This window comes from Mammaliicoccus sp. H-M34 (assembly GCF_022386495.1).
In the GTDB taxonomy this organism is placed as follows: Bacteria; Bacillota; Bacilli; order Staphylococcales; family Staphylococcaceae; genus Mammaliicoccus; species Mammaliicoccus fleurettii.
In genome coordinates this window covers 181,455-197,300 of sequence record NZ_JAJNIK010000004.1, presented here as the reverse complement: position 1 = coordinate 197,300, position 15,846 = coordinate 181,455, and the positions used below count along the sequence as shown (strand labels likewise).

Here is a 15,846-nt window from a genome sequence, read left to right as displayed (position 1 = left end):
AATTTCTCCATTCTAAACATAGCTAACGATAACTTCTAATTGTCCGTTAATATGGTTATCTAAGTCATCTGCAGTCAAAATTAAATGATCACCTTTAACAACTTCAAACACATTGCCATCTGTAATAATTTCTCCACTACCTTCAATGACACTAACTAAGCAATAATCTCTTGGTTTTCTAAAATTGAATGTCCCGTTAATTTGCCATTTAGCAACTGTAAAGAATTCGCTTTCCACTAGTAATATGCCTTTTTGTTCTTCATCATCGATTTTTTTAGGAGGTACATTCGGACTTTGAGATCCTACTGTAATAACGTCAATACTCTTATCTAAATGAAGTTCTCTTTTTTCACCATCTTGACCAATGCGATCATAGTCATAAATTCTATATGTTGTATCAGAATTTTGTTGTGTTTCCAAAATCATGATTCCGCTTCCTATAGCGTGTACAGTGCCACTTGGAACATAAAAGAAATCCCCTGTTTCAACTTTGACACGTTTAAATAGATGATTCCAATCCTCATTCTTTATAAATTCTTCTAATTGTTGCTTTGTATTAGCATATGTACCATATATGATTTCTGCATCTTCTTTTGCATCAATGATATACCAGCATTCAGTCTTTCCAAACTCACCATTTTCATGTTCTGAGGCATATGTATCATCAGGATGTACTTGAACTGACAATTTATCATTAGCATCTAAAATTTTAGTAAGTAATGGAAACTTTTCTTCAGAAGGATTTCCGAAAAGCTCTGGGTGTTCTGACCAGACTTGGTCCAAAGTTTTACCTTCATACAAACCATTCGCAATTACATTTGGCCCATTCTGATGCGCAGATATTCCCCAACATTCACCAATTTGTCCGTCTGGAAGGTTATATCCCATTTTTTCTAAATTTCTACCGCCCCATATGCGTTCTTTAAAGACAGGCTTTAACATTAACGGAGACATTCAATCATCCTTTTCTATTTGTTGTTATATATTATATAATGCTTATTTTTAATTTCAAATGATATAGATGTACCAATGAAGATTGTACCATACTGACAGTATTTTATGGAATACTCATCATACAAATATACATTAAATAGAATTATTATATCTAGCATTTAATTCTTTTGGAATAATCTTATTTATTAAAGTAAATATCTCCACCTGGTCCAAATGGTATACCTAATAAGTACCAAATAATCATAAATATCGGCCAAACAATTGCCAAGACAATTGAATAAGGCATTAAACTAGAGATTAGCGTTCCTAATTTCATGTTTTTATCATATTTTTGAGCATATGAAAGTAATAATGGTAGGTATGGCATCATAGGTGTTATTGGATTAGTAATAGAATCCCCTATTCGATATACCATCTGAGTGAATGCTGGATGGTACCCCAACAACATAAACATCGGTATAAAAATGGGTGCTAATATTGCCCATTTGGCGGAAGCACTGCCAATTAATAAATTAATTAAACTACTCAATATAATAAATCCGATAATTAATACAACGCCATTCTGACCTTGTAGTAATTCAGCTCCTTTTACCGATATAACAATACCTAAGTTACTCCATTCCAAGTATGCAAGTAATTGTGCAGCAAAGAAGACAATTACAATGAAACTTCCCATAGTCGACATTGAGTCAGATAACATTTTACCTAGATCTTTAGTGTTTCCAATTTTTCCTGAAACAATGCCATAAACAAATCCTGGAACAAAAAAGACAACAAGAATAACAATTCCTACGCCATCCATTAAAGGAGATTTTTCAATTAAACTACCAGTATCAGAATTTCTTAACCATCCATTCTCAGGTATAGATAAAGCTAGTAATACTCCTATCACAATTAGAAAACTGATATTAGCAAATTTTAAAGCCTTTCTTTCTCTTGTAGTAATTTCATTATTTGATTCATCCTCATTTGAATCATCATTTGGATGATATGTACCGAGTCTTGGAATAACAATTTTCATACTTACATAATAAATTGCAGGAAGTAAAACAATTGTTGAAGCTGCAATAAAGTACCAGTTCATCGCCACATTTAAATTAATATCTTTATCAATTAATTCAGCTGCAGGTTTAGTAAATGCATATACTAATGCATCACTCATTCCTAAAGTTAAATTCGCTGCAAATGCCCCAAGTGCTGAGGCGTATGCCATGGCAAGTCCAGCTATTGGATGGTAACCTAACTTTATAAATACTAGTGCTGTTAAAGGTGGTAAAACCACTGGTGCAGCGTCTCCTGCAGCATTACCTATAATACCTACAAATATAATAATAGGAACAATGATTTTTCTAGGTGCTTTTAGTACGACTTGAATCATTAACTTATCAAAATACCCTGACTTCTCAGCAACACCTATTCCTATCATTACAGCTAATACTAAGCCTAATGCTGGAAATTCAGAAAAATTTGTTATAGACTCGCTAATAATTTTCCCAAACCCTTCTCTAGAAATGAGACTTGTTACTTCTACAGTCTTTCCTGTTCCTGGATTTTCTACTTTGATATTAAATAATGAAATAAACCATGAAAGAAAAATTAATCCAGCACATAAAAAGAAGAAAAGAATACTTGGATCAGGTAATCTATTACCTGCTTTTTCTATTAAATTCAGAAATTTATTAACAATAGACGTTTTTTGTTTTGTTTGGCTCATAAATTATCCTCCCATAACTAAATTAGAAATAGTATATCATAAATGAAACATTGATTTTTGAAATTTCTGATAATTTTTATAAATGTTATACTACTGCTACTTACAAGACTCTATTTACAACTAAATTAAGTGTAAATTTGACGTATCTTTTTTTTGAATTTACGTTGATAATCTATACTGATGACTTTATACTATAAACAGATGATAAGTTGTAATAAATGTACTTCATATTTGAAAAAACATCATGCAATTTATTATTAACTGTAAGAAGTCTTTATATATGATTATGAAATGGAACGGATGGTGTTACACACCCTAAAGCGATAAGCCTCCTGAAGCTTATCGCTTTTATTATTTTTACAATTAAAAAGTTAAAGGCTTAGACATAAATGTCCTAGAATTCTTCATTAGGTATCGTTTCTACAATTTGATTTACAAAATGCGCAATATCAATTTTTGGAATTAAAACTTCAATATCAAGTGGTAGCGTTAATTGAGACATGTTATAATTTTTATACATAAAGCACCTCGTTAATTTATTTTTTGTGGTTATTAATTAAATTATATGAAAGTGCTTTATTTTTTTGTATAAGAATGGATATTTTTCACGATTTTGTAAAGTGCTGACGCCTGAGGGAATAGTATGCGTGAGAGACTACAGGCTCGAACCATACCCTAGGCAAGCATGCACGAACAAAATCGTAGATTTTATAAATAAAGAAAAAAGAGCTAATCCGAAAATATGGATTAGCTCTTTTTATTTAAGAATGGGTATTTATGTCCCAAGCTCTCCTACCATTAGTCAATTATCCGAGTGTCTAATGTTATTTAGTACAACTTTCTCCACTTCTTCTAAATGAAATGTCATTTTACTTTGTGCAAGTTTAGCATTTTTGCTTTTGATTGCTTCAAAGATTTCTTTATGTTCGTTATACAATTTTTCTATTGATTTACTTTTAGTATATAAGTAAATTTTTCTTGTTTCCTTCATTGTATGTCTCATAATATCGGAAACGTTTAATAACAATTGCTTTAAGATATCATTTTTTGCTGCATCAGCAATGGCAAGATGAAATTTCAAGTCAGATGCTTCACCTAATTCATTTTCGTTTATTGCTAATTGCATATCTTGCAATGCAGATTCTATAGCTAATAAATCTTCATCAGTTCTATTTTTAGCAGCTAATCTTGCAACGCCTACTTCGACTATATTTCTTACTTCTAATAAATTTTCAATGTCTTTAGCATTTCCACTTATTGCTTCAAAGTTAAATTGTGGTTCTTCTCTTTCTATAATAAATGTTCCTTGTCCATGCTTGATGTCTACAAAACCCATAGCTCTTAATGCATTTAAGGATTCTCTTATAGTTGCTTGACCTACTCCAAAGCTCTCAGATAAAGCTTTAATAGATGGTAAACGATCTCCTATATTTAAACGTCCTTCATTAATATCCAATATGATGACATCTGCAACTTTTTCGTATAATTTCTTGTTCGATATCTTCATTCCAATTTCTCCACCTTGTTAAAATCATTAGTAGAGCAATTATATCATTTAATATTTATTAATTCGTAAATAATTAAAGCGCTTTACGAAAATTCTCTCTTGATACTGTCAATCGCTTCTTCTAATGTCGCACCTGTTGATAAGGATACACTTGCTAAAAATGAACCTTCAACGATTGGACCATCAACTTTATATAACTTGTAAGGTCCATCATATAAATCTAATGCCATCTCAAGATTCATTTCAGATGAACCTATATCATAAAATATCATAGCATCTTCTGTTAGTTCATTAATAATTTCATTTACAGTGTCGATACTTGTCCCGATTTCTCCTTCATTCGTACCACCTCTTGCAATAACTGTTACGTTCGGAGACATTTGTTCTAATAAATCTTTAACACCTTGTGCAATATCTTTACTGTGACTAACAATTCCTATAGTAGCCATTTTTACACATCCTTACTTAAAGCTTTTAATACATAAACCATACTTTGTGCACCTGGATCCATATGACCAATTGAATCCTTTTTAAAATATGAAGCTCTACCTTTAGTTGCTTCTAAGTCTTTAGTATCTTCAGCAAATTGTTGTAAATTTTCTTCAGTTAATTTATTCCCATTGTCTAGATGTTCTGAAGATTTTAATAATACATCATACATTGTCTTTTCTCCGCCTGTTACTTTACCTCTTGTAGCAATAGCTTCTTTAAATGTATTGATATATTCTATTAAATTGTCTTGAGTCATTTCATCATGATCGAGTCCAGCCATTTTAACAAAGCTGAAGCCATAGAGTGGACCTGACGCACCTCCTACAGAACTCATTAGTGTCATGCCTGTAGATTTTAAAATATCACTGATTGTTTCTCCAGTCACTTTCTCATCTACCGCTTTAAAACCTCTTAACATATTAACGCCATGGTCTCCATCACCAATTGCTCTATCTAAATTAGTTAAATTTTGTTCTTCCGCTTCAAATGTATTTTTTAAATCCTTAAGATTCTTCAATAGTGTTTCTGCATTCATTAAAAATGCCTCCTATTTAAAATATTTACTTTCAGTTGGTGCATTAAATGCCTCTTCTAGTTCTTCTTGATAAGGAACAAGTGTAATAGAAAAGCCTTGCATATCAAGTGCTGTCATATAATTTCCAACAAAGTATTTTTTGATTTCAAGTTGATTATTTGATGCATATTCGTTGAAATAATGCGCAATTATCGCAAGTTCTGAATCTGGAGTCGCACCCATTCCATTAATCATAACGATTAACGACTTATCAGAAATTTCTTTTTCAAGTTCATGCATTAATCTATTTATAATTTCATCAACCGTTTCTATTTTTTCTTGATATATACCTCTTTCACCATGAATACCAATACCAATTTCCATCTGATTGTCATCTAAATCAAACCCATATTGACCAGTAGTTGGTACTAAACAAGGATATATGGCCATACCAATCGTTCTAATACTTTCAATAAATGCTTCTACTTTTTCTTTAATTTCAGTTAAATTATATCCATTATCAGATAAGTATCCAGCATATTTGTGGACTAAAACAGTACCTGCAACGCCTCTTCTATCTTGTTCATTATCTATAGAAATATCATCACGGACTATTACAGACTGACATGAAATACCTTCCATTTCGGCCATTTCTTGAGCCATTTCAAAATTCATGACATCTCCAGCATAATTTTTAATAATCAGTAGGACGCCATCATCTGTAGAAACATGTTTAATTGCATCTAGAATTTTATCTGGTGTTGGCGAAGTAAATACCTCACCGCAAACAGCAGCATCTAACATTCCTTCAGCAACAAAACCAGCATGTGCCGGTTCATGACCCGATCCACCACCAGAAACTAAAGCGACACCACTTGTTTTAACTTTTTTTCGAACAACGACATTATCACTTATAATTTCAACTGAGTTATCCATTACTTCAATACCTTTAAGCATATCAGCAACAAAATTCGTCTTTTCTTTCATTAACTTTTTCATAAAATAACCTCCCGTTGAGTTATCAATTCTACATTTCTATTATAAAACGAATATGGAAGTAAGCGTTAACAATATGAGTTAAATGTAAATGATAAATTAAGAATGTCCGTAAGGGGTGGTGTTAGGGACAGAATTCTGAGAAATGTACGTAAGAGGGTACCTTCTTATTACACTATTCGTAATTATGGTAGTTATATCTCCACATATAAAAAGCCGAGACAACGCGTGTCTCGGCTATCAACTCTTTATTTTTCTATTCGATATACTCTTATTTCAAATGGTTCTAATACATTTGTATTTTCTATCGTTGAATAATTGTGCAATAATAACGCACTTTTTTCTATATTGAGTGGATATGTGATATTGGCTTTTTCGCCTGTTAAATTACTCATGATAATGACTTCTTCGTTATCTAGTATGCGCTTATAAGTATAAATTTGCTTATGTGCTTTATCTACTAATTCGTATTTACCGTAATTAAAGACGTCATAATCTTTTTTCAATCGAATCAAGCGCTTATAATAATTTAATACGGAATGTTCATCTTCTAATTGATCAGCTACGTTGATAGTTTTGTAATTCGGATTAACGTGGAACCACGGTTTTGTTGTTGAAAATCCTGCATACGCTTGATTATCCCACTGCATCATTGTACGGGAGTTATCTCTATTTACTTTACTCAAATTATTTAATAAAGATGATGTATCTTCTCCGTGTTGTTCTTTTAATTTAATTTCATTTTTAACGGAAACATCGTTAAAATCTTCTAATGATTCAAATGGATAATTCGTCATGCCTATTTCTTGTCCTTGGTAAATAAATGGTGTACCTTTTTGTAAGAAATAATTTGTCGCATGACTTGTTGCACTTTCATACCAATAATGCTCATCATCTCCCCAAGTTGAAACGAGTCTTGGTTGATCATGATTTTCGATAAATAGCGCATTCCATCCAATTCCTTCAAGTTGGTCTTGCCATTTTGACATGATATTTTTATATTTTATAACATCAAATCCGCTATCTTCAGTATTCCATAATCCTAAATGTTCGAACTGAAAAATCATATTAAAAATGCCATTATCAAAGCCTACCCAATCATTCGCATCATCGGGACTGACACCATTTGCTTCTCCTACTGTCATAATGTCATATTTATTGAATGTTTCATCTCTCAATTCACGTAAATGATTTAATATGCCTGGTCTATTGGTATAACGTTCAAATGCTGCTTTATACTGTTCATCACCTGGTTCAACTGGTATATCTCCATCTTCAAATGACTTCTGAATATGCGTAATAGCATCAACACGGAATCCATCTATACCTTTATCAAACCACCAGTTAATCATATTGTATAATTCAGTACGTACCGCTTCTTTCTCCCAATTTAAATCTGGTTGTTTTTTACTGAAAATATGCAAGTAATATTCATCTGTTTCATCAGTTCTCTCCCAAGCTGAACCATTGAATATACTTCCCCAATTATTAGGTTCTTTGCCGTCTTTTCCTTCTTGCCATATGTACCAATCTCTTTTAGGATTGTCTTTACTAGATTTAGACTCGATAAACCACGGATGTTCATCTGATGTATGATTGATTACTAAATCCAATATTAGTTTCATACCTTTATCATGTGTCTCTTTTAATAGTAATTCGAAGTCTTCCATCGTACCAAACTCATCCATAATATCTTGATAATCACTAATATCATAGCCATTATCATCGTTAGGTGATTTGAATATTGGCGAAACCCAAATCACATCTATACCTAGATTTTTCAGATAATCTAACTTTTCTCTAATACCATTTATATCACCAATACCATCATTATTAGAATCATTAAAACTCCTAGGATAAACTTGATAACAAACCGCTTCTTTCCACCAAATTCGTTCCTCCATTATTTAGTCACCTCTTATTTTATCGTTGATTTTCTCTCTATTATTTCTGTTGGAATGACCGTATTTTTTCTTAAAATATTAGGATTCTCAATCAGTTTAATTAAAGCTATACCTGCTTCCTCACCTAAATGTTCTGGATAAATATTAACTACAGTTTGAGGTGGTGAAGCAAAAGTATTGATAAATGAATCATTAAAAGTTGCTGTCATCACTTCATCTGGCACTCTTATATTAAGTTCATATAATGCGCTTAATAAATTAATGTTGATCATGCTATCTGATGTAATAATCGCTGTAGGAAATGTAGTGGTTTCTTTCATTTCTTTAATGATTGCTAATATTTCATCTCTATTAGGGTTTGCATGGTAAATTTCATATTGGTTAATGCTATGTTTATCGCACGCTTTCTTAAAGCCCTCTACCCTATCTAATGCAACAGCATAAGAATCCGGTTCAGCTATAAAAGCTATATGATCATGTCCTTTATGAATCATAAATTCAGTTATCATTTGACTCGCTTCTACATTATCATTGTCGATATGAATGATTTCTCTTTCTCCTAATTGTTTACCTACAACAACAAAAGGAAATTGATATTTTTTGAGCAATTGTGTAACTGGATCATTTTCTTTTGAATAAAGCATAATAAAGCCATCTATTGATTTAGATTTAATGAGATTTTCAACTTCAACTAATAAATCAGCTTGTTCAATTGACGTTGTCATAATTGTTGAGTATTCCCTTTGTTTACAAGCTATTGATATCCCCATCAGAACATCTGTAAAGAATGGGTTTTGCGTCATTTCTTTAGAGGCTGATTTTAAAATCAAACCAATCGTTTTAGATTTTTGTGTTACAAGTGTTCTCGCGGCAATATTAGGTTGATAGCCCAATTGCTTCATCACAGCTTTAACTTTTTTTGATGTCTTATCACTTATACTTTTATGCCCACTAATCACTCTTGATACTGTTGATGGTGCAACGTTTGCTTCTTTCGCAACATCTTTTATTGTAACCACGAGACCACTCCTTTATTATCCTTTTGTAGCACCTGCTGTTAAACCAGTTACTAAGTATCTTTGTAATAATAAGAATACAATAGAAATTGGTATTGCAATCATCATTGCTCCAGCAGCAAATACTGTAAAGTTGTTACCAAATTTATCATTTATAAAATTAAATAACCCGACTGCTAATGTATATTTTTCAGGACTTCTTAATAAGATTCTTGGCAGAATAAAGTCCATAAATGGTCCCATAAAATTAAATAATGCCACAACTGCTAGAATCGGTTTAGCTAAGGGTAACATAATTGTGAAAAATATCCTCATATGTCCTGCACCATCTATTTTAGCAGATTCATCTAATTCTTTAGGAATTGTATCAAAATACCCTTTTACTAAAAAGGCATTCATCGGTATGGAACCACCAATATAAATTAAAGTGAGACCGAATAATGAGTCTAATAAGCCTATTGTATTTAATAATATATATATAGCAACCATTGCCATCAATACAGGGAACATTTGTAAAATCAAAAATGCTACCAGTCCATATTTTCTACCTACAAAGCGATACCTTGAAAATGCATACGACGTTAAACCAACAAAAATCACTGAAAATAATGCATTAGCCGTCGCAACGATTAAAGTATTTTTATACCAAGTAATGTAATCACTTGATGAATCCGTTAGTAAATATATATAATTTTTCAAAGATGCATCTTTCGGTATCATAGAAGAACCATAAAGATTAGAACCAGAGTTGAGTGATAACCCTAAAGTCCATAGTAATGGGTAAATAATGATGATAAACATAATAATCAAAATGCCATACATGATAATCGCTCTTAATATATTTTTATTCTTCTTATTCATTAAATATCCCCCTCATCTTTAAAAGTACTAGTCTTTCTAAATTGTAAGAATGCAATAATAGCAATAAATACACCAATAATTAATGAAATGGTCGCTGCCATATTATAATTTTGCATATCAAATGTTAATCTATATACCCAAGAAATTAAGATATCCGTACTACCTGCATTCTGCCCCGAAACAGGTGGACCACCTTTATTAAATAAGTAAATTAAATTAAAGTTATTAAAGTTTCCTGCGTATTGCATAATTAATAATGGTGCAGTCGCAAATAATATATGTGGAAACGTAATATTTCTAAATTTTTGCCAACTTGATGCACCGTCCATATCTGCCGCTTCATACCAATCTGAAGAAATACTTTGTAGAACACCTGTAAACAAAGCAAATACGAATGGAAACCCAAGCCATACTTGAATTAAAATTATAGCAATCTTTGCCCAGAATGGATCATTTAACCATGCTGGTGCAAAACCGAATAACGGTTGTAAGATATCATTATTAATCGAACCAAAATCATCATTAAAAATGGCTGCAAAGATTAATATTGTCACAAACGATGGGACTGCCCAAGGTAAGATTAATACTGTTCTAATAAGCTTTTTAAATCTAATAAGTGGGTGATTGACAATTATAGCGAGCAATAACGCTAGCGCGATTTGTAAAGTTGTCGCAACTAAAGTCCAAACAATCGTCCATGTTAATACGCTAAAGAATGTCGTCTTCCAAATAGGTACTGTAACTAATGATTTAAAGTTATCAAACCCTACCCATTCTAATAAATGTCTAGGTGGTGCATTATATAAATTGTAATTTGTAAAAGCTAAAAAACACATAAATAAAAGTGGAAATACGACAACAAAAATCAATAAAAATATACCCGGTGATATCAATAAGTATGGGAAAGTCTTATCCCATGTTGCCGTCATTCGACCTTTACTATTCTTAATTTCAAATCCTTTATTATATTGATCTGCATTACGATAAGCATCTATTAAATTAACGACATATAAAGTGGTTGCAAATGCAATTAATAATAACGAAATGATACCTTGTGCTAATAGAACCCTTGAATCATCTAATTTAGGCACTGTACCTAAAGTGAATAATCCCCAGAATCCAATATTCATAAATTGATAAAATACTGACATAAAACTAATAAAAAATACGATAAATATACTGCCTTTTATATATCTTTTATTATAGAATTGGCCAATACCCGGAATAATCGATAGTATAGCTGCTAATTTTGGATTTCTCATTTTCACAATTTCACCTTCCTTTATTTTTTAGATGCATTCATAATCTCTACTTGTTCATCTATGCCATTCTTCGCTTCATCAAGCGCTTCTTTAGGATCTTTACCGTTGGACATAAATACTGCTGCATTTCCCATTGGGTCCCATACTTGACTCATCTCAGGAATATTTGGCATCGGAATAGCATTTTGAGCTTGTTCTTCATATGGCTTTAATAATTCATTTTTAGAAGAAACATCTGTACGGCCAGTAATTTCTTGCATTTCATCTGTGTATTTCTGCATATTATCTTTATTTGTTAAATACAGCATTAAATTTTTAGCCCAGTATTTCTCTTCACTATATTCGGATATAAACCAACCTCTTACCCCTAGGAATGGTTTCATTTCTTTACCATTATCAGTTGGGAATGTCGCTGTTCCGAAATCATCGCCTAGCGCTTCTTTAAATTCATTCGTTTGCCATGGACCTGTCACAAACATGCCTACTTTCCCTTCTTTAAACAGCCCTACAATAACATCTTGATTAGCCGACTTCGTAATATAACCTTTGTCGTACCATGATTGTAATCTCTCGCCATTTTTAATAACAGAAGGATCATTTACTGCAACATCGTTTGTATTAAATCCATCTTTTTCTTCTTTAAAAATGTATCCCCCTTGTGAAAATAAAAATGGATAATTAAAGTAGAAGTTCTTTGCATCAAACATAAATCCATATTGTTTTTTATCTTTGTGAGTAACATCTTTCGCAATTTTTTCAACCTCATCCATTGTCTTTGGTGGTGTCTTAACAAGCTTTTTGTTATAGACAACAGCAGTTGATTCTACTATAACGGGTAATGCTAATTGTTTACCTTCATAATTTAAAGCTTGCAGTGCTTCATTGGAATAACCTTTTAATTCTTCATCCGTAAAATCAATCTCTGCCGCTAACCCTTGCAAATATGCATCACCTGCACGATCATGCGGTTGAAAGAATAAGTCAGGTCCATTACCTGATGGTCCATCAAGTGATAAGTTATCTACTTGATCATCTTGTGCTGTATTTTTAAGAATCACTTTAATACCAGTCTTTTTTGTATAATCTTTCGTTACTTTCTTGTAAAAAGCCATTTGTTTATCACCGTCTACCCACATCGTAAGTGATTTAGGTTTGGCTGTTTTTTCATCTTCGTTAAGTGCTTTATCAATATCTTCTTGTGTTCGATTAGGACCACAACTTGCAAGTAATAATATCACGAGTAGTATTGAGCCAATTTTTATTAAATGTTTCATCTAATCCCCTTCTTTCATTAATTATTTATTCACTAAATAAATTAATTTTTTATTTTTTTCCCAGTTTCTTTATCAAAGAAGTGACATTTATTTAAATCTAAAGCGAGCTCAATTTCATCATTTGGATGAATGACTGTTCTTGCATCTAACTTGGCACAAATTTCTTCATCATTAAATAATCCATGAATCATGATTTCAGAACCTAATAATTCACTGACAAGTACTTTAGTCTTAAAAGTTACATCCTTATTAGCATTGATAAATACAGGCTCATCATGAATATCTTCTGGCCTAATACCGAAACGTATCGTCTTACCATCATAGCCATTATGATTCAGCATGCGCGCTTTACTTTCATTTAATTTAATCACTTGTTCACCAATCACTAATTCATCATTATTAACCATTGCGTCAAAGATATTCATTGCGGGTGATCCAATAAATTGTGCAACAAACTCATTCTCTGGTGCATCATATACTTCACGTGGCGTGCCTATTTGCATAATATCGCCATCTTTAAGTACAACAATACGTGTTGCCATCGTTAATGCTTCTGTTTGATCATGTGTTACATAAATCGTTGTTGTTTCTAATCGTTTATGCAACTTTAATATTTCCGTTCTCATTTGAACTCTTAATTTCGCGTCTAAATTAGATAAAGGCTCATCCATTAAGAATACTTTCGCATCTCTTACAATTGCTCGACCTAATGCAACCCTTTGTCTTTGTCCACCTGATAAAGCTTTAGGCTTTCTTGGCAAATATTCCTTTAATCCAAGAATTTCAGCTGCGTATTGAACTCTTTTATCGATTTCTTTTTTATTCATTTTTCGAAGTTTAAGACCAAATGCCATATTGTCATAGACTGTCATATGTGGGTATAAAGCATAATTTTGAAAGACCATTGCGATATCTCTATCTTTCGGTGCAATATCATTCATTCTTTGATCATCGATTAAAAAATTTCCTGATGTAATGTCTTCCAATCCTGCGATCATTCTCAAAGTTGTAGACTTTCCACACCCTGATGGACCGACGAAAACAATAAACTCTTTATCTTTAATATGTAAGTTAAAATCATGTACCACTGTATTACCTTTGTCGTAAGTCTTCTTTATATTCTCTAATTTCATTTCAGCCATAGATAATCCCTCCATAATTGTAATCGCTTACAAAATTTAATATAGATTTATAATATGTGTAAAAAGTTAAAATGTCAACATTTTTATGCAAACGATTGCATTAGTTTTATTCAATAAAATTAGCTTTTTAATTTTAAATATCAATATTTAAATGCAAACGATTGTTTCTTTTTTAATTAAAACTCTTGCTTTTATAGTACATAGGGTGTACTATATTCTTTGTATTAAGTACAGGAGGTGTACTAAAATGGAACACGAATTAAAAAAGGCATTTAACTTATTTCAAGAATCTATTATTAATATTCATAGTGAAGTAGGTAAAATTTTAAATAATACTGGATTAGATGAAGTTATTTCTAAAGAACAATATCAAACTTTAAAAATAATTAAAGATTTTCCTAAATGTACTTATGGTTTTATCGCTTCTAAACAAGGTGTTTTTAAAACAGCTATATCAAATAGAATAAACAAATTAAAAAACCTCGAACTTATTTCAATTGAACAAGGTGAAGATAAAAGAGAGAAGTCCGTTCTGTTAACTGAAAAAGGAATGAAGCTTGTTAACCGTACCGAAGATATTATTTACGAAACATTTAATCGTAAACTTTCTTCTCATTTCTCAGATCAAGAAATCATCACATTTGTTAAACAACTTGAGAAAGCTAATAATCTTATAACAGGAAAGGACGATGCTAAACATGTTTGATGACATAAAAAATCTGTGGACACATAAATTCTTACTCGTATCCTTAATTGCAATCATGTTAATACCACTTATTTATAGTTCTGTTTTCGTAGGCTCTTTATGGGATCCTTATGGCAAGACAGATCAGTTAAAAATATCTGTCGTTAATAACGATAATGGCGGAGAAGTAAATGGTAAGAAAACAAATATAGGTAACGATGTAGAAGATAATTTAAAAGACAACGATAAATTCAAATGGGAATTTGTTAACCAAGAAACTGCAGATAAACATTTAGAAGAAGGCAATTCATTCGCAGTTATTTCAATTCCTTCTGATACTACTAAACATGCTGGTTCAATGTTAGACAAGAATCCTAAAAAAATCGACTTTAATGTAAAGACTAATCCAGGATATAGTTACACAGGCTCTCAAATTGCCTCTAAAGCTGTAACAGCAGTTGAAGACAATTTAAGTTCTTCTGTTCGTGAAAAATATATTTCCGAATCATTTAAAGGTATGAACAAGCTTACAAATGGTTATAAAGATACTTCTAAAGCGCTTGGCCAAATGTCAGATGCAGAGTCACAACTTATCGATGGAAATAAACAAGTTGAATCTGGCTTAGAACAGTTAGCACCAATGGCTGGAGCAGAAGGACAACAACTTTTACAAGGAAGTATGCAAGTATCTCAAGGTTTAAATGATTTACAACAAAATAATGATAAATTAAAACAAAATATTGATAAAGCAATCAAACAATCAGAAGACCAAAACTTTAACGAGAAAAATGTTAAAGCGATAAACAGTCCTGTTGTTTCAAACGAAGATGATTTAACCGAAGTAGACAACTATGGTCAAAGTTTCGCACCATATATCCTTTCATTGAGTTTATATGTTGGAGCAGTTGCTTTCTCAGCAGTATACCCTATCGACAAACGAATTGGAGAATCAACTGGATTTAAATGGTGGTTAAGTAAGTTTACTATATTTATGATGCAAGCTATTGGATCCGCTTTAGTATTAACTATATTGTGCTTATACGGATTTGAAATTGAAATAGCTAATCCGGGTTACTTTACTTTAACATTACTATTATGGAGTATCGCAGCATATATGATTGTAACGTTCTTAACTGTAGTACTTGGTAATATTGGTAAATTCTTAGCAATCATTTTACTGATACTACAATTAGGTTCTAGTGAAGGAACTTTCCCAATACAATTATCAGGTAAGATCTTCCAAGACTTACATCCATTCTCGCCAATGAGTTATGTCATTAAAGCTTTAAGAGAAAATATCTTTAACTTCACAAGTGATGTATCGTATGGACAATCAATGCTAATAATAGGACTTATTGCGATTGTTTTCGCAGCTCTTACACTTCTAGTATATGTAGTACGTTCTAAGTATCCACACTTGAGACGTCTAGCAAACGAAAATGACTATTAATATGTATTAAAAAAAGTTAGGACATGAATCCTAACTCAAAATAAATAAGCATATCACTAAACTGATTTTTTAAAG

General features: G+C 31.8%; 15 protein-coding genes. 2 read left to right on the top strand and 13 right to left on the bottom strand.

Going from position 1 to position 15,846, the window contains the following annotated elements:
• Positions 1-12: 12 nt before the first annotated feature.
• The 13 genes from manA to LQ608_RS07285 all read right to left on the bottom strand — a co-directional run bounded on the left by manA (position 13) and on the right by LQ608_RS07285 (position 13,636).
• Positions 13-954, bottom strand: coding sequence for a mannose-6-phosphate isomerase, class I (gene manA / locus LQ608_RS07340; protein WP_115337210.1), 942 nt, complete (start codon positions 952-954; stop codon positions 13-15).
• 178 nt (positions 955-1,132) lie between these two features.
• Positions 1,133-2,668, bottom strand: coding sequence for an AbgT family transporter (locus LQ608_RS07335; protein WP_239751011.1), 1,536 nt, complete (start codon positions 2,666-2,668; stop codon positions 1,133-1,135).
• 394 nt (positions 2,669-3,062) lie between these two features.
• Positions 3,063-3,188, bottom strand: a complete 126-nt coding sequence (locus tag LQ608_RS12490; RefSeq protein ID WP_275583055.1) for a hypothetical protein — start codon at positions 3,186-3,188, stop codon at positions 3,063-3,065.
• Between the two features lie 282 nt (positions 3,189-3,470).
• The gene (locus LQ608_RS07330; RefSeq protein ID WP_239751010.1) at positions 3,471-4,175 is read right to left on the bottom strand and encodes a FadR/GntR family transcriptional regulator; all 705 of its coding nucleotides are present in this window, start codon (positions 4,173-4,175) and stop codon (positions 3,471-3,473) included.
• 83 nt (positions 4,176-4,258) lie between these two features.
• Positions 4,259-4,624: a dihydroxyacetone kinase phosphoryl donor subunit DhaM gene (gene dhaM, locus LQ608_RS07325; protein WP_078356917.1), complete on the bottom strand. Its 366-nt coding sequence runs from the start codon at positions 4,622-4,624 to the stop codon at positions 4,259-4,261.
• Between the two features lie 2 nt (positions 4,625-4,626).
• Positions 4,627-5,202 carry a dihydroxyacetone kinase subunit DhaL gene (dhaL, locus tag LQ608_RS07320; RefSeq protein WP_239751009.1) on the bottom strand — a complete coding sequence of 192 codons (576 nt, stop codon included), beginning with the start codon at positions 5,200-5,202 and terminating at the stop codon, positions 4,627-4,629.
• 12 nt (positions 5,203-5,214) lie between these two features.
• Positions 5,215-6,180 carry a dihydroxyacetone kinase subunit DhaK gene (gene dhaK / locus LQ608_RS07315; RefSeq protein WP_239751008.1) on the bottom strand — a complete coding sequence of 322 codons (966 nt, stop codon included), beginning with the start codon at positions 6,178-6,180 and terminating at the stop codon, positions 5,215-5,217.
• Between the two features lie 245 nt (positions 6,181-6,425).
• On the bottom strand, positions 6,426-8,081 hold the full coding sequence (locus LQ608_RS07310; RefSeq protein ID WP_239751007.1) for an alpha-glucosidase: 1,656 nt from the start codon (positions 8,079-8,081) through the stop codon (positions 6,426-6,428).
• Positions 8,082-8,095: 14 nt separating this feature from the next.
• Positions 8,096-9,100 (bottom strand): LacI family DNA-binding transcriptional regulator, encoded by a 1,005-nt coding sequence (locus tag LQ608_RS07305; protein WP_115337205.1) that lies wholly within the window; start codon positions 9,098-9,100, stop codon positions 8,096-8,098.
• Between the two features lie 15 nt (positions 9,101-9,115).
• Positions 9,116-9,958, bottom strand: coding sequence for a sugar ABC transporter permease (locus LQ608_RS07300; protein WP_239751004.1), 843 nt, complete (start codon positions 9,956-9,958; stop codon positions 9,116-9,118).
• Positions 9,958-11,226: a sugar ABC transporter permease gene (locus LQ608_RS07295; protein ID WP_239751002.1), complete on the bottom strand. Its 1,269-nt coding sequence runs from the start codon at positions 11,224-11,226 to the stop codon at positions 9,958-9,960. Before LQ608_RS07295 ends, LQ608_RS07300 begins: the two co-directional genes overlap by 1 nt.
• 14 nt (positions 11,227-11,240) lie before the next feature.
• Complete coding sequence (locus LQ608_RS07290) at positions 11,241-12,494, bottom strand: extracellular solute-binding protein (protein WP_239751000.1); 1,254 nt, start codon at positions 12,492-12,494, stop codon at positions 11,241-11,243.
• 41 nt (positions 12,495-12,535) lie between these two features.
• Positions 12,536-13,636 carry an ABC transporter ATP-binding protein gene (locus LQ608_RS07285; RefSeq protein ID WP_239750999.1) on the bottom strand — a complete coding sequence of 367 codons (1,101 nt, stop codon included), beginning with the start codon at positions 13,634-13,636 and terminating at the stop codon, positions 12,536-12,538.
• 247 nt (positions 13,637-13,883) lie between these two features.
• Here LQ608_RS07285 and LQ608_RS07280 point away from each other — a divergent pair, with 247 nt between their 5' ends.
• The gene (locus LQ608_RS07280) at positions 13,884-14,342 is read left to right on the top strand and encodes a MarR family winged helix-turn-helix transcriptional regulator (protein ID WP_239750997.1); all 459 of its coding nucleotides are present in this window, start codon (positions 13,884-13,886) and stop codon (positions 14,340-14,342) included.
• Positions 14,335-15,771 (top strand): YhgE/Pip domain-containing protein, encoded by a 1,437-nt coding sequence (locus tag LQ608_RS07275; RefSeq protein ID WP_239750995.1) that lies wholly within the window; start codon positions 14,335-14,337, stop codon positions 15,769-15,771. Before LQ608_RS07280 ends, LQ608_RS07275 begins: the two co-directional genes overlap by 8 nt.
• Positions 15,772-15,846: the final 75 nt, after the last annotated feature.